General features: G+C 43.8%; 13 protein-coding genes. 4 read left to right on the plus strand and 9 right to left on the minus strand.

The features are described 5' to 3' along the window. Positions 1 to 51: 51 nt before the first annotated feature. The gene (locus N4J56_RS16035) at positions 52 to 2,373 is read right to left on the minus strand and encodes a PhoD-like phosphatase (RefSeq protein WP_317107339.1); all 2,322 of its coding nucleotides are present in this window, start codon (positions 2,371 to 2,373) and stop codon (positions 52 to 54) included. Between the two features lie 505 nt (positions 2,374 to 2,878). On the opposite strand from N4J56_RS16035, the gene N4J56_RS16040 reads away from it, so the two are divergent. After that, a complete protein-coding gene (locus tag N4J56_RS16040) occupies positions 2,879 to 4,030 on the plus strand; it encodes a pyridoxal-phosphate-dependent aminotransferase family protein (protein WP_410500513.1) in 1,152 nt (383 codons plus the stop codon). Positions 4,031 to 4,284: 254 nt separating this feature from the next. On the opposite strand, the gene N4J56_RS16045 is transcribed toward N4J56_RS16040, so the two are convergent. The 3 genes from N4J56_RS16045 to N4J56_RS16055 form a co-directional block, all read right to left on the minus strand. Beyond that, positions 4,285 to 4,515 carry a DUF2949 domain-containing protein gene (locus tag N4J56_RS16045; RefSeq protein ID WP_015154149.1) on the minus strand — a complete coding sequence of 77 codons (231 nt, stop codon included), beginning with the start codon at positions 4,513 to 4,515 and terminating at the stop codon, positions 4,285 to 4,287. A gap of 348 nt (positions 4,516 to 4,863) precedes the next feature. Further along, a complete protein-coding gene (locus tag N4J56_RS16050; protein ID WP_317107341.1) occupies positions 4,864 to 6,096 on the minus strand; it encodes an AI-2E family transporter in 1,233 nt (410 codons plus the stop codon). A gap of 68 nt (positions 6,097 to 6,164) precedes the next feature. Next, positions 6,165 to 6,389, minus strand: coding sequence for a hypothetical protein (locus N4J56_RS16055; RefSeq protein WP_317107342.1), 225 nt, complete (start codon positions 6,387 to 6,389; stop codon positions 6,165 to 6,167). A 182-nt stretch (positions 6,390 to 6,571) separates the two neighbouring features. Between N4J56_RS16055 and ftsH the strand changes: the two genes are divergently transcribed. Further along, the gene (gene ftsH / locus N4J56_RS16060) at positions 6,572 to 8,518 is read left to right on the plus strand and encodes an ATP-dependent zinc metalloprotease FtsH (RefSeq protein ID WP_317107343.1); all 1,947 of its coding nucleotides are present in this window, start codon (positions 6,572 to 6,574) and stop codon (positions 8,516 to 8,518) included. 165 nt (positions 8,519 to 8,683) lie between these two features. Here the strand turns inward: ftsH and N4J56_RS16065 are convergent, their stop codons facing one another. Next, positions 8,684 to 9,448, minus strand: a complete 765-nt coding sequence (locus N4J56_RS16065) for an HpcH/HpaI aldolase family protein (protein WP_317107344.1) — start codon at positions 9,446 to 9,448, stop codon at positions 8,684 to 8,686. 84 nt (positions 9,449 to 9,532) lie between these two features. On the opposite strand from N4J56_RS16065, the gene sfsA reads away from it, so the two are divergent. Both sfsA and N4J56_RS16075 read left to right on the plus strand, forming a co-directional pair. Continuing rightward, positions 9,533 to 10,240: a DNA/RNA nuclease SfsA gene (gene sfsA / locus N4J56_RS16070; RefSeq protein ID WP_317107345.1), complete on the plus strand. Its 708-nt coding sequence runs from the start codon at positions 9,533 to 9,535 to the stop codon at positions 10,238 to 10,240. 340 nt (positions 10,241 to 10,580) lie between these two features. After that, entirely contained in the window at positions 10,581 to 11,942 is a 1,362-nt protein-coding gene (locus tag N4J56_RS16075; protein ID WP_317107346.1) for a tetratricopeptide repeat protein, read from the plus strand. An 82-nt stretch (positions 11,943 to 12,024) separates the two neighbouring features. Here N4J56_RS16075 and N4J56_RS16080 read toward each other — a convergent pair whose 3' ends face one another. From N4J56_RS16080 to N4J56_RS16095, 4 genes are all read right to left on the minus strand, one after another. Next, the gene (locus N4J56_RS16080; protein WP_317107347.1) at positions 12,025 to 12,411 is read right to left on the minus strand and encodes a hypothetical protein; all 387 of its coding nucleotides are present in this window, start codon (positions 12,409 to 12,411) and stop codon (positions 12,025 to 12,027) included. 142 nt (positions 12,412 to 12,553) lie between these two features. Continuing rightward, a complete protein-coding gene (locus tag N4J56_RS16085) occupies positions 12,554 to 13,294 on the minus strand; it encodes a peptidylprolyl isomerase (RefSeq protein WP_317107348.1) in 741 nt (246 codons plus the stop codon). 198 nt (positions 13,295 to 13,492) lie between these two features. After that, positions 13,493 to 13,717, minus strand: a complete 225-nt coding sequence (locus N4J56_RS16090) for a hypothetical protein (RefSeq protein ID WP_317107349.1) — start codon at positions 13,715 to 13,717, stop codon at positions 13,493 to 13,495. A 767-nt stretch (positions 13,718 to 14,484) separates the two neighbouring features. After that, entirely contained in the window at positions 14,485 to 14,742 is a 258-nt protein-coding gene (locus N4J56_RS16095) for a hypothetical protein (protein ID WP_317107350.1), read from the minus strand. Positions 14,743 to 14,830 lie beyond the last annotated feature (88 nt).

Here is a 14,830-nt window from a genome sequence, read left to right on the forward strand (position 1 = left end):
ACGCAAAGACGCGAAGAGAAGGGCGCGAAGTAGATTGTGGCGGTTGTGAAGCTATGCTTTGTCTGGTAGGGATGGGCGATCTGCGAGATGGCTTTCAAAGCGACTGTAGACGATTTGGGTTGGATGCCAGGTAGAAAACCAATATATGTCTTGGATGGCTGTGTAAGAATGGCTCGTTTCTGCGAGTCGGAATTGTACTAGAGCTAAATTGTTTCTGCCGATCGCTTCTCGTCCTTCTTGAACTAAGCGAGATCGCCAAAAATAGAAAAACTGAAGCCACTGACGCTTGCTGCTGTTAACTTGTTTTCTCGGTGAAATTAGCCAAGTTACGTCGTTGCCAAAGCTAGGAGTGCGAGCGTTTTGTCGCGATCTCCATTCCAGCGTACAGTTCCAGTCAGGAGGATGCGATGGGCGGGAGCCGGGAGCGCAGCGGGATTGTGGCGCTGAAAGTTCGACCATATTTGGTGGGTTGCTCCAACCGTTCCAATGGCGGACTCGTTCTGGAAGCAACCAATCTTTTAAGCGGGTGTGAACGATCCGAGTCAGAGTTTCTTCATTTTTCAACGCGCTGCAAGTTAGCTGTGTCAAAACAGAGTTAGATTCGCCTAAATTAGATTCACGAGTGAGGCGAACCATCGAGCTGTAGTGAATGTCTCCCGATAAAACGACAACTTGTCGGCGTTGCTCGAATAGGGTAATTAAAAGTTGTGCGAGGGCTTCTAGATTGATATTCCAGGCATCGCCAACATCTGTGGCGAATACTTTGTTGCGGCGCAATTGCCAATGATGAATCCAATCGATCGCCTGGAGATGAAATACATTAGTCGGTGCGATCGCAAAAGTGAGTTGAATTTGGGGTTCAGCTGCCGATTGTTGCAGAGGTAGGCGCAGTTGTTGCTCGAAGGCAGTCGGACACAGTAGTATGGGTGGCGTACTCGATTTTTCTTCGATGGGATAGCCTCGCCACGTCCGCGTATCTAAGACGATCGTTGCATGACAATGACTTTGTACCGTATAGTGCCACGCGATCGCTTCTGGATGTCGTTTGAGGATTAATACCGTACCATCCTCTACAAAAGTTGGTAAATTCGTTTGCGCGTCGATGATGGGCATTCCGACATAACGAGCAATGCGATCGTAGGCAACAGTGTCAGTCCCGCCCGATGACGACCAGTCGGCAGCAGCAGTCAGGAGTTCTGCACCCGAGCGCCCTGCGGCAAATTGCTCGGGTGTATTGCCCCACGCTTGAAACATTGCATAGGCTAGTAGCGCATTTTGTACTGTCCGTCGTCCTAAAGGTCGTCCCAAAACGCGCAAGCACCAAGCGCGGTTGAGGTTCCAGTCGTCGCTGACATCATGATCGTCAAAAATCGTGTACGTGGCAACATTGGCAAGAGCGCGTCGCACTTTCCACAATGTATGGATAAATTGCCGCAATGCCCGTGTTTCTCGATCCCAACGACGGCTAATTTGGCGGCGATCGCTAATTTGTCTTCCTGGGGGAATCTGCATCAGCCAGCATGTCGGCGACCAAGCTAGCAAATAGCAAGCATAATACTCGCCTAAACTCAGTAAATGACTGTTGACCTTACCGCGTTTGTTGTGGAGTCCAGCTGTAAAACCCGCTTGAGTGGTAGCAACTTCAGCTCGTCGTCCAAAAGGTAGCTGTTGCGGCGTATAATACTCTACATCATCGGGTTCTCGCCAACCTACAGGCAGCTTTTCTTCCCAACCCAGCAGAGCATCGCCCAGAGGACTAGCAACCCACAAAAAAGGTTCGGCAACGTCATCGCCATAGATTTGATCGCCCGTGAGAAACAGTTGATGGGGACGGTATTGAGGTTGAGCGGCTCTATCCTCAATTAAGCTGTCGAGAATTGGTAGGGCATCGTATCCACCCCCGTGCGGTTTGCGACAAGAACCTTGGACGATACGTAAATCTTCTAAACGATGCGGTGGCAGAACAAAGGTAGGTTTTTGATGGGCGAAGTAGCTAATGCTAACTGTAGGAAAGTCGAGCGATTGCAAAGCCTGTTGTAGGGTTTTTGGGCTTTGCTGTGGGTCGTCGAGCGAAAACCGAAGGTCGTAGGCATAGAGGCGATCGCTATCCAGATAGTTTCTCTCAGACTTAGCAGTCACCGCCACCACATGCAGAGACTTTCCCAACGCTACGGTTGGGGATCTGCCCTGCAGTACGCTCGTTCCTAGCACCGTACCCTGATTTGCCGTTTCGTAAATCGTCAGCTCTACCTCAGCAGGTTGTTTGAGTGCTACCCAAACTGTGACAGATTCGGCAGTTACGTGTCGTAGAATGGGACCTGCCAAGACAATTGGTAATCCTTGGATTAACTTATCCCAAGCTCGATCTGTCATATCAAATTATCCGCTCGATGAAGATGGCAGATGACAAAACGCAGGCAGTAGAAGGAACGATCGCGCCAGGGAATTCTGTCCTTTTATATTGGACATCCTGTAGTCTCAAAAGTTTCGTCCTGGGTTTACCAAATATACAGACATACTAGATATATTTGATACCTGCGACAAATAGTATATGTCAAACGTTCTACTTCCTGTCCTCTGCCTCTTGGCTTATCGATCGCTTTTTAGCAGGTTTTCGGCGATCGGGTGATAAAATAAAAGGCTGCCATGATAGGAAAACTCAACCAAACGCCGTAAGAATTCCTAATTCAGCTTATGAATCGTTAAATTTATTCATACAAAAAACCAAGATTCCTCAATTGCGATCGCCAGATTCGTCTATAAGATCGATTTACGAGTTATAAACTACAGATCGCACACAAGTCACGAAATAGAGATCGCGCTTGGATTGACGTGTCGCCAATGGATTCACCTCGATAGATAGTAGGACAAACTGATGATGAATGACAAATTAATGCTGATGATTCCTGGTCCCACGCCAGTACCGGAAGCAGCGTTACTCGCCCTCGCTAAACATCCCATCGGACACCGCACTAGTGAATTTAGCAACATTTTGGCAGAAGTGACAGCAAATCTAAAATGGCTGCACCAAACCGAGAGCGATGTTTTGATGCTAACAGCCAGCGGCACTGGGGCAGTAGAAGCAGGAATCATTAACTTTCTCAGCCCAGGCGATCGCGTTTTGGTAGGATGCAATGGTAAATTTGGCGATCGCTGGGGAGAAGTTGCCGAGGCTTACGGTCTTCAAGTCGAGAAAATTACTGCCGAATGGGGACAACCCCTCGACCCCGCAGTATTTGCCGAGAAATTAGTAGCAGACAAGAACAAGCAAATTAAAGCCGTCATTCTCACCCACAGCGAAACTTCTACAGGCGTACTTAACGACTTAGAAGCGATCGTCGGTCACGTTAAGGAACACGGCGAGGCTTTAATGATTCTCGATGCCGTTACTAGCTTAGGTGCGTATAACGTCCCGATGGATACTTTGGGTATTGATGTCATTGCGTCGGGTTCGCAAAAAGGCTATATGATTCCTCCAGGCTTAGGATTCGTTGCTGTTAGTCCCAAAGCTTGGGAAGCTTACAAAACGGCTAAGCTACCAAAGTACTATTTAGACTTGGGTAAATATCGTAAATCGACAGCGAAAAATACAACTCCCTTCACGCCGCCAGTGAATTTAATTGTGGCGCTGCACGCGACGTTAAAGATGATGAGAGAAGAGGGTTTAGAATCAATTTTTGCTCGTCATCAACGCCTGACTCAAGCGACTCGCGAAGCCGTAAAAGCTTTAAATTTACCTTTATTTGCAGCAGATAGTTGCGCGAGTCCGGCAATTACATCTGTAGCACCAGAGCGAGTCGATGCCGAACAAATTCGCTCGATTTTGAAGAAGAAATTTGACATTGCTCTGGCAGGCGGACAAGACCATTTGAAGGGGAAAATCTTCCGCATCGGACATTTAGGCTTCGTGAGCGATCGCGATATTCTTAGTGCAATTGGTGCTTTAGAAGTTGCTTTACGCGAATTGGGATATGAAGGTTTCACCCCTGGAGCTGGCGTAGCAGCAGCAGCTCGCGTGTTTGCTTCTTAAAACAGGGAGCAGGGAAGAACTTACTGTTTGTCTCTTCACGCGCACCACTCACTACTCACTACCCCACTACTCGCTAATAATCAAAAGAGCGGGATGAGAATTCATCCCGCTCTCGCTGTTTAAGTTTAAATTTATGGGTAAAGTCTCTACAACTTCGCCAAAAAAGAAGTTTCAGTTTGTGCATTACTATTGAATATTTCTGCAACGTTTCTGTTATGACACGCTTGAATTAAACTGAATTGTTTATGATTCTACTACGCTCTTTCCAACCAGTCATAAATTCGATCTAGTTGTTCGAGAGTAACTAAGCCATATTGCCATAAGATCATTGGCAAAGGACCAGGATCTTGTTCTCGATGGCGGGTAGCCATATCAATCGATGCTGCCGAAATTGATAAGTCTTCTTGTAGAAATTGCAGAAACTGCATGTACTTTGCTGGTGACATTTGGACTTCACCTTTTTGTTCCAACTGATTATTAAGCATCAAAGACTAAGTAATGAGTAAGTAGTAGCCAGTCTTTTATCTGTCACTTTTCCCAGACTGTCATGAGTATTCTTACTTAGGTAGCAAGCTCTTAGTCTAGGATTTACATTATTGTTGCACAGTTACAAATCGGGGGTGGAATAGAATTGTAGCGCAACTTAAATGATTTTCACTTAACTTAGTGCAATGATTAAAAATAATTTAAACCTCTTCACATTTTAGTTATATTTCTAGAGAAAAAAATTCGTACCTACGAAAAGGAATAGATTCGTCAGCCAAAAGTTGGAATTGAGTGATGAGAAGTGGTATGTGTTGCGCTCAAGGTGATGCGTGAATTAATTTTGGAGTTTAGTTGTTGGATTTGGGATTGCTCTCCTGCTCCCTTGCTCCCTTGCTCCCTTGTTCTTCTGCTGCTCTACTATCTACTCCTGTAGAAAATTCATCTACAATCGCTCGCTCTTGACTAGTTACATCATCTGAATTTGAAAGATTTTCCTTTGTCATACTGGAATCGTGTAACCCGCACAATGAATCGAGTCCAGTAGTATCTTGCTTTCCACCCCACTGCCAGCGGTCTAGTATATCTTCTAACAAGACTTCGCGAAACCAAATTTTGCCTACTACAGTTAGAGGTAGCGCCAGTAATAAACCTAAAAAGCCGAAGAACGTGGCAAAAAATACTTGAGCTAGTAAAGTCACGGCTGGTAGTAAAGATACCTGCTGCGCCATGATATATGGTGTCAAAAAATTACTCTCAATTTGTTGAATCACAAAATAGAGAACGAATACGAGTACGGATTTGATCGGCGTATCTAACAGCGCGATCGCCATAGGTGGAATGACACTGATAGTGGGACCGACATTGGGAATTAAATTGAGAAATCCTGCTAAAACTCCCAATGCCAAAGCTGCTGGTATTCGCAACACTGATAGTCCCACCATGCTCATCAGTGCAACTACGCTCGTGCTAATTAAAGCACCAGTCAGCCATTTGCCTAACGACTCTTCGCATTCATGTAAAATTCCATCTACCCTACGGCGATAAAATGAAGGAAATAATCTAACAAAGCCCTGGCGGTAAGCATGGGGATTAGCTAACATCATCCCCGTTAATACTAATACAAGTAAAAATTTGATAATAAATTCTAAAGAGCTAGTTACGAAAGCAAAAGAACCGCCCAAGACGCGCTCAAAAAATGGCTGTGCTTGTTTGCTAAGACTATCTACATTTGGTAAGTATGGAGCTACTTGCTGGGGAACGCGAGTTCCTAATTGTTCTATCCAAATGTTGAACCGCTCTAACCCTCTAGGAACCCTGACTGTAAGCTCTTGAAACTGCTCGATAAATGGTGGAACAATTAACCAGAAAAAACCAATAACTCCAGCTAGAAATATACCAACTGACAGGACAACAGCAAGCGATCGCCGCATTCCCGATCGCTGAAATCTTCTGGCTAACCGATTCAAGGCAGTTGATAGAATAACTGCGGCAAATAATAATAAGAGAATTTGGCGAATTTGCCACAGAATATAAATAGAAGTAACGATGGCTAATAAACCGAGCCACTGACCTAGATTCATTTGTAATTGGGTAATGGGTAATGGGTAATGGGTAATGGGTAGTTGGTAGTTGCTTTTACCCTTACCCTTTATCGCTTACTCTTGTGAAATAGATATCGTAGATATAAGGCGATCGCCATAACGACGGTAGGTAATAATACTATAAATAGTGCTTGGCTTGATGTACCACTCAAAGGCAAGTAAGCACCACCATATTTAATCAGATATGACAGAGCGGCAGAGATAATCATCAGCTCTGCAATAAACCATAACTGTTGTTTCCATCCCTCAAAAGCATTCATAGTATTTGTCATTGGTCATTGGTCATTGGTCATTTGTTGCAAGAGGCAAGAAGTAGTTTCTTCATCTTCCCCTACTCCCTACTCCTGCTAAAAAGTTCGGCTGTTGCGATAGATATATGGAGTAGTCACCGAACCAGTTAAAGTGTAGAAAATCTTTACAATACGTACAAAACGATGCATAAAAGTTAATCAAAATGCCTGTTGAAACCAATAATAATCGCCAGTTCAAACCGCCTAGAGTCCGGCAGTTTGGCGGCAGTTTACTCATTTTGTTGACTGTATTATTACTGCTCAACTTTATTGTTCCCAGTTTTGGAGCGAGACAGCCACAAGTTGCTTATAGTGACTTTATTGCACAAGTCGAAGCAAATCGGGTAGATAGAGCTATTGTAGGGGGCGATCGCATTGAGTTTACTCTCAAGGCAGATCCTAACCAACCGGAAAGTAGCCTTCCGGCAAACCAAGTACTCACGACTACGCCAGTCGCAATTGACTTAGACTTACCCAAGATCCTGCGCGATCACAATGTTAAGTTTACTGCTCCAGCACCCAGTAATAGTGGCTGGATCGGCACTCTTCTTAGTTGGGTCGTACCTCCATTAATTTTCTTTGGGATTTGGGGTTTTCTACTCAACCGTCAAGGCGGTGGCGGTCCCGCAGCTTTAACTGTAGGTAAAAGTAAAGCACGGATCTACTCTGAAGGTAGTACTGGCGTGAAATTTACCGATGTAGCCGGGGTTGACGAAGCCAAGGCAGAACTACAAGAAATTGTCGATTTCCTCAAAAATGCTAGTAAATATACCCGTCTAGGCGCGAAAATTCCCAAAGGCGTGCTGTTGGTGGGTCCTCCTGGAACAGGTAAAACTCTACTAGCAAAAGCGATCGCGGGTGAAGCTGGTGTCCCCTTCTTCAGTATCTCCGGTTCGGAATTTATCGAGCTATTCGTCGGTGTCGGTGCGGCGCGAGTACGCGACATGTTCGTCCAGGCGAAGCAACAATCTCCCTGTATCGTCTTTATTGACGAGTTAGATGCTTTGGGTAAGTCTCGCGGTGGTGCGAATGGTTTCCCTGGTGGTAATGACGAACGGGAACAAACCCTGAACCAGTTACTTACTGAAATGGATGGTTTTGATGCCAATACGGGTGTCATTATCATTGCTGCAACGAACCGTCCTGAAGTCTTAGACCCTGCATTACGTCGTCCTGGTCGTTTTGACCGTCAGGTAGTGGTAGACCGTCCTGATAAAATCGGTCGAGAATCGATTCTTAAAGTCCATGCGAGAAGCGTCAAATTAGCCCAGGATGTCGATCTAGGTACGATCGCTACGCGGACTCCCGGTTTTGCTGGTGCTGACTTAGCTAATTTAGTGAATGAGGCGGCGCTGTTAGCGGCGCGACAAAATCGCGATGCTGTGACTCAAGCGGATTTTAACGAAGCAATCGAACGAGTCATTGGTGGTTTAGAAAAGCGATCGCGGGTACTCAATGAAACTGAGAAAAAGACAGTTGCGTATCACGAAGTCGGTCACGCGATTATCGCTGCTTTGATGCCAGGTGCGGGTAGAGTAGAGAAAATCTCTGTCGTGCCTCGCGGTGTTGGTGCTTTGGGTTACACTCTCCAGTTACCAGAAGAAGACCGCTTTTTGATGATAGAGGATGAAATTCGCGGTCGGATTGCTACACTGTTAGGCGGGCGATCGGCAGAAGAGTTAATCTTTGGTAAAGTCTCGACTGGTGCGAGTGACGACATTCAAAAAGCTACCGACTTGGCAGAGCGTGCCGTTACCCTGTATGGTATGAGCGATGAATTGGGACCTGTAGCGTTTGAAAAGACTCAGCAAGAGTTTCTCGGTGGATATGGCAATCCTCGCCGTTCTGTCAGTCCGAGAGTCGCCGAGGAGATCGATCGCGAGGTCAAAGAAATTGTCGATGGAGCGCATCACATCGCGCTGGCTACCTTGTCCAATAATAAGGAGTTATTGGAAGAAACAGCCCAGTTGTTATTACAGAAAGAGATTCTTGAAGGTGCAGAACTGCGGGAACGACTCAACCGCGCTCGAGCTCCAGCTGATATGGAAGAGTGGTTGCGATCGGGTAAACTACCTCAAGACAAGCCTTTGATGCAATCTGTTTTGGTGTAGTGATTCAGTAACGTCTGTACAAAGCAAAGTAGGGTGGGCATTGCCCACCTTCTTTTTTAGTTTTGTGCGGTAGCTACCAAGTTGCTTTTTATTTGATGTCACGCAAAGACGCAGAGGCGCAAAGAAGGGCGCAAAAAACGACATGCAAACTAGATGGGTGAAATCTTACAGCGATCGCACAGCTTTAACCAACGCCTGACAAGCACGCAGAAACACCCCTACATCTACGCCCACAGCAACAAACTGCACGCCAGTTGCAATCCATTGCTGGGCAATTTCTGGAGTGTCGGCAAACGTCCCCGCTGCTTTGCCAGCCTGACGGATAGTTTCTACTCCAGTCCGCATCAACTCAACAACACGGGGATCTCGTACTTGTCCGGCAATTCCTAAAGATTGCGATAAATCGTAGGGACCGAGAAAAATAACATCAATGTGGGGGACGCTGGCAATTTCTGCTAAGTTATCAATACCTTGTTTGCCTTCGACCTGAACGACAACTAAAGATGTTTCATTTAACTGCTCGATTCTTTGCGTTCCGGCGGCTGTGTAAACTCCAGCACGGGTATAGAGCGACAATCCTCGCGCCCCTAATGGACTGAACTTTGCTCCCCTTACTACAGCTTCCGCATCGGCTTTCGTCTCGATTCGCGGTACTTGTACCCCAGCACTACCAACATCGAGCGCTCTTTGGATCTGGGCTGGATTGTTCTGGCTGACACGGATAATTGGTGCTAATCCTACGCAGTCAGCAGCCCGACATAAATCTTCCGCTATTAGAGTATTAAGAGAACCGTGTTCTAAATCGATCGCAACAAAATCCAAACCTGCATGTCCACAAATTTCGATAAATGCCGGATAAGCGCAGTTGGTAAATAATCCCAAGACAACCTCGCCCTGGCGTAATTTGTGTTTGAGTTGGTTTTGATACATAGTGGTAAGTCGTAAGTCGTAAATCGTAAGTCAGAATTAACTGTTCACTGGTCACTGATAACTACTCCCTGCTCCCTGATAATTATGCTTTACACCTATCCACCTCTTCATGCTGGAATTTTGCTCAAACGCTATAAGCGCTTTCTGGCTGATATTGAGCTGGAAACGGGGGAAGTGGTAACGGCACACTGTGCAAATACTGGTCCCATGACGGGGATTTGTACGCCTGGAAGTCGGGTACTAGTGTCGTATAGCTCGGTTCCCACGCGCAAATTACCTTATACTTGGGAGGCGATTGAAGTCAACGACAACGAGCCTACCTGGGTAATTGTGAATACTGCTTTACCCAATCGTATTGTCAAGCTGGCGCTGGCACAACAACTGTTTCCCGAACTCGGTAGCTATAGCCAAATTCGCTGTGAAGTTCCCTATGGTGCAGATCGTAAAAGCCGCGTAGACTTTTTATTGACTGGCGATCGCCCGATCTATATTGAAGTTAAAAGCACGACATGGGCGGAGCAGAAATTAGCTATGTTCCCTGACACGGAAACCATCCGGGGACAAAAGCATTTACGAGAGTTGAGCGCGCTTTTGCCTCACGCAAGGGCGGTCATGTTTTATGCTATTAACCGTGGAGACTGTACGCAGTTTGCTCCCGGTGATGCTGCCGATCCAGTCTACGGTCAACTGTTGCGTGAAGCTATGCAACTAGGTTTAGAAGTTTTGCCTTGCCGCTTCGAGATAACTCCGGTTGGAGTGCGCTATTTGGGTTTGGCAGATCTAAAAGTATGAATGTATCGATATTTGCGGTTAGCTTCAGCTGGATTGAAATTTATGAATTCATCTTTACAATCATTTATGGTAATTGATAGATCGTAACAAGCGAGGACTAATTTTTTCCTCGCGATTTTTTTTGACTTGCGAGCGATAATCAAAATCATCCAAAATTAAAATATTAAAGCAGCAAGATTATATGTTTAATTTTTAAATTTATTTTTGAATAGTAAAAAGATATATGTATCTAACTTCTGCACGTTCAATCTCAGTTATAGGATACACTTCTAACTTCTAACTTATGACTTCCGAGTTCCTCATGACCGCTACTACTCTAAAACATACGATCTTAAAGCACATGAATCAGCAATCTAGCAGTGCCACCAAGACATTAAACTTATTGAGTATCGGTCAAAGAGGAGTAGGCAAAACAGTATTTTTGGCTGGTAGCTACATCGAACTTCATTCAGGCTTTACAGCAGAACGTCCACAGAAATTATGGTTTGATAGCCACAACGGTCAGGAGCAAGAAAAGATTGAGAAAGTTCTTAACTATATTACACAAACAGGTCAATATCCGCCCCCCACAATGAAAATTGCCAATTTCAACTTTAGTTTAAAGCGACATGGCTGGTGGAAGACCAAAACTCTGTGCGATTTTAGTTGGTGGGATTTACCAGGAGAATCGTGCGACTTTAATAACCCCAAATATCAAAAACTCGTGTTGAGTTCTCATGGTTGCTGTGCGTTTGTTAATGCAGAAGCATTAGTAAATAATGTTGCTTACCTACCACAACTAACGCAAACGATCGATCAAGTGGCAGCGATCGCCTCTTTAGTCAACCAACATAATATCAAATACGCGATCGCCCTAGTTTTTACCAAATGCGATTTACTTGCCCCAGAACCGTTAAGCTTGCTACAAATTGAGGAAAAAATTCAACCTCTCCTATCCCGTCTAGATGCAGCCAAAGCAAACTATCAAAAATTTTACTCTGCCATCCCGCTAGTCACGTTTGCAGGCGTACCCCAGCTTAAACCAACTGGTGCAGCTACACCGATTCTCTGGCTAGTCTCAGAGTTGAAAAGGCTGCACCAAGCGCAACCTAAGCAAGATTTGGGCAGTGGTTTAAAGCAACAGCTACTTTCTCCCGTTCAGCAAACGTTTATTTTTAAACAGATGCTCGGTAGCAAAAGCCTGCCCCTAATCCTATCAGGTATAGGTATCTTAGGAGTTGCAGGAATTGCTGTCACCTCATTGTGGGGCGGAAAACCACTAGCGATCGCACCCAAAGCTGCTTTAGATACAAATAGCAAAATTCAAGCCTACGAGCAGCTCCTACAAAACGATCCCGGTAACTTTGATGCTTTAGTCGAGCTAGCAAACCTACGTATCCAACAAGGACAGCCAAATTTAGCTATTCCATTAATGGAAAAACTTGTCAGGCAAGAGCCAGAAAGACTAGAACTCCAATTGAATTTAGCCCAGCTTTACAAACTCACCGAACAACTGCCAAAAGCAGAATCCACTTACGATCGCGTCCTCTTACAAGAAAAAGACAATGTTGCAGCTTTGGTAAATAAAGCCCTGATCCGCATCGAACAAGGCGATCGACAAACCGCCATTCGCCTCTTTTCACAAGCAGAAAAAGCTGCTCCACCCAATTTGAAAGCCAAAGTTCGCGACATTGCTAAAAATAGTCTTCCGAGTCGGGAGTAGTGACCAGCGATGGGGGACTCATCTATTGCAGCTTCTACCCAGAAAGCTTTGTTACTGCCTGACCGACTTTTCCAGCGTCCTCTTACCAGTCATCCAAGTCGTCAAATAGATTATCTAACTTATCTACCCCCTTATTTAATATTTCAGAAACACCATCTAACACCTCAGATACATTAGTATCTGAAGTAGAAGTTGTTACTGAAACTTTAGTAGCACCCTTTCCAGAAGATGTAGCCTCTATAGAGATACTATTACCCTTTTGACTTTTAATCTCTTTCTTTACAACTTTAAAGCCGTTGCTTCTAATATGGGCTTTGCCATTTTTAACAGCGACTTCTAAAGTATTATCGCCTGCACTACTAGATGCTTCAGAAACATCTTCTTTTACTTCAACACTCTCTTTTACTTCCGTAGTGGCTTCTCCATCTTGTGAAACTATTTGTTTGATGACAATTTTAGAGCGGCTCATCTCTAGGTTCTCCGTATAACATTTGTCAGAGTTAGAAATATTCCAAACGGTAAAAGGTAATTTCTTATAATTCAACCTTAAACCAGGAAATGTTTGACTATTTATTCAATTTATGAATCTTCATCAAATCCAACATCTTGTTTTAGTAAGATTGATTATGAATCATGTAGTTTAGCTCGCTTGCTAGCCACTCTTTAAACATCCTATCCCTAATTTCTTGATATCGTTCAGGCGTTAGTTCAGCTGAGATAAACTCCTCAATCATTAGGAGATGACAACCTTGCTCAGTTGGCAGTGGACCAACGACTGCTCCTGGTTGTGCATTAAAAACTTCTGCTGCTATATCTGGCTTTAAGCTCCAGCGGTGAACTTTTCCTTCATAACCGCATTGATGCCGTCGTTTCTCGTCAATATCGTAAAGGTGAGCGGCTTCATAAAAACTTATTTCCTGCTCTTCTATTTGATAAAGTACCTCGCGGGCAACTTTCTCATAGGGGACAATAATTTGATAGAGTGAAACTTGCTCGAAATCAAGTCTATTTTGAGCGAAAAACTTATCTACTTCTTTGGCAAATAAACTTTCAGCTAATTTTTGGGCTAGCAGGCGATCGCGTATTCCTGCTTCCCAATCATCTGGAGTCACCATCTCCTCTGCTAGCCATGCCAGTGTATCAGCAGCCTTCTCTAAACGCTTTTCCCGACGTATGCGATCGCTCTCAACCTGAATTTCTCGTTCGCTGAGTGTCAAGTCTCTTTCTTGAGCAGCTCGCTCGATAACTTGTTGATATAAAATCTTTTGATAAGTTTCTTTTAAACTTAAAGTTTTTCTGAGAAATCTTAAAATTTTATCTGGCTGAACTTGCACCTTTGAAAAGCTAGACATCTAGTGTGTCTCCTTCTTGAAGGAAAACCGGTGAAAGCTTTCTATCACACAAATAATACCTTTATATTTCAGTGGTTCCTACACTTTAAACACTCGGTTAAAGCCTTAAACTGTGAAATAGACAAAGTTGAGTATGAAGCTGTTGCCAGAAATGACTATTGCAATTCCATTACCGACTATCCTAGTCCTCTCTAGGGTTTATTCTGAAATAGAAATTATTGAAATTGTCGCAACACTACTATCTTCAGGTGTAGCTGTAATAGAGATGCCATTTTCGTTTTGCTGCGTGACAACTTTATATCCACTGCTGTTAAGCTTTGTGATTTCATTGTTATTAACCTCGACTTCAAGAGAGTTACTACCGCCTACTACGCTAGCTGCTTCAGCCACTTCTTCGCAATAGTTCAAGTCAGAAATATTCATAGGATTTCTCCTTCACCATATTTTTGTTGTTTTCAAAACCTTGTTTGCTTTTTCTCAAAAGTATAATTAGCGTAAATCGATCGAGGTATCTGGCTTGAAGGCAGTAGTCCTGCTACTGTAACCCCACACAGATTCAATCTACAGATTCACTAGTGTTACTATTACTAGCAACACCAACTCTTACATCTGTTGTTCAGTTTTATTTTTGCCATTTGAAGCTTATATTTGACCTCCACTTTTTTAGAGACAACTTTATTTGCTTCAAGGTGATTTTTACTGTTACCTACAATTTACTTGTTCTAAACAAATTCATTTTACTACTTTATTAACAAATTACAAATAAATTATTTCTTGTAGAATTAGCTTACTTGTCAGAAGATAACCGCTGCAAGTTTTTCACTTTTAAGGTGTATTGAGCTTACAGCGGTTTATTTTATGAATGAAAGCTAGAGGAATGGAGCTGTTTCTAGAAATCACTATTGTAATTCCATTGCTATAGCTATTCCTATTCTTCCTCGAAATCTATTTCATAAATCTCATGATACTGCTATACTTCTGACCGATGGTGTTAGTAGCAGTTCAAGATATGAGGTTCGTCCAAGCTGGAAGTGAAAATTTCAAACCCAGTTACGAACCTCATGAATTTAGATTTAAATCAAAGGTTAACCTTTGGCTAAGAAAGCAATGAAACCTTATTTTTTTGTAAATTCCAGTAGCTTCCCACCTAGATTCAAAAAGATTACTCTTTAGCTCTGTGAAGGATTTTTCTATCCAACTTTAATGACATTAGTAGCATTGCCACCACTAGCGTCAACATAGATCTTATCTACATCAGAGTGATTGCCAATCTTAATCTTTACATCGCCACCGTCGCCACCTTTAGCTATTTGCGTGACTTTTACCACTTTCTTGTTCTTGTTCTTCTTATCGGGCTTCGGCTGCGGAGAAGGCGAAGGTTTTGTTCCACCTACAATACTTCCTGCTTCAGAAGTAACTTCGAGATAGGTTAAGTCAGAAATAATCATTGAATTTCTCCTTCACTTTAGTTTTTGGGGAAACAACTTTCCTTTAGTTGTTAATATCAATATATTCACCTTAATCAGACCTGTGTTG

Source organism: Chroococcidiopsis sp. SAG 2025, assembly GCF_032860985.1.
GTDB lineage: Bacteria > Cyanobacteriota > Cyanobacteriia > Cyanobacteriales > Chroococcidiopsidaceae > Chroococcidiopsis.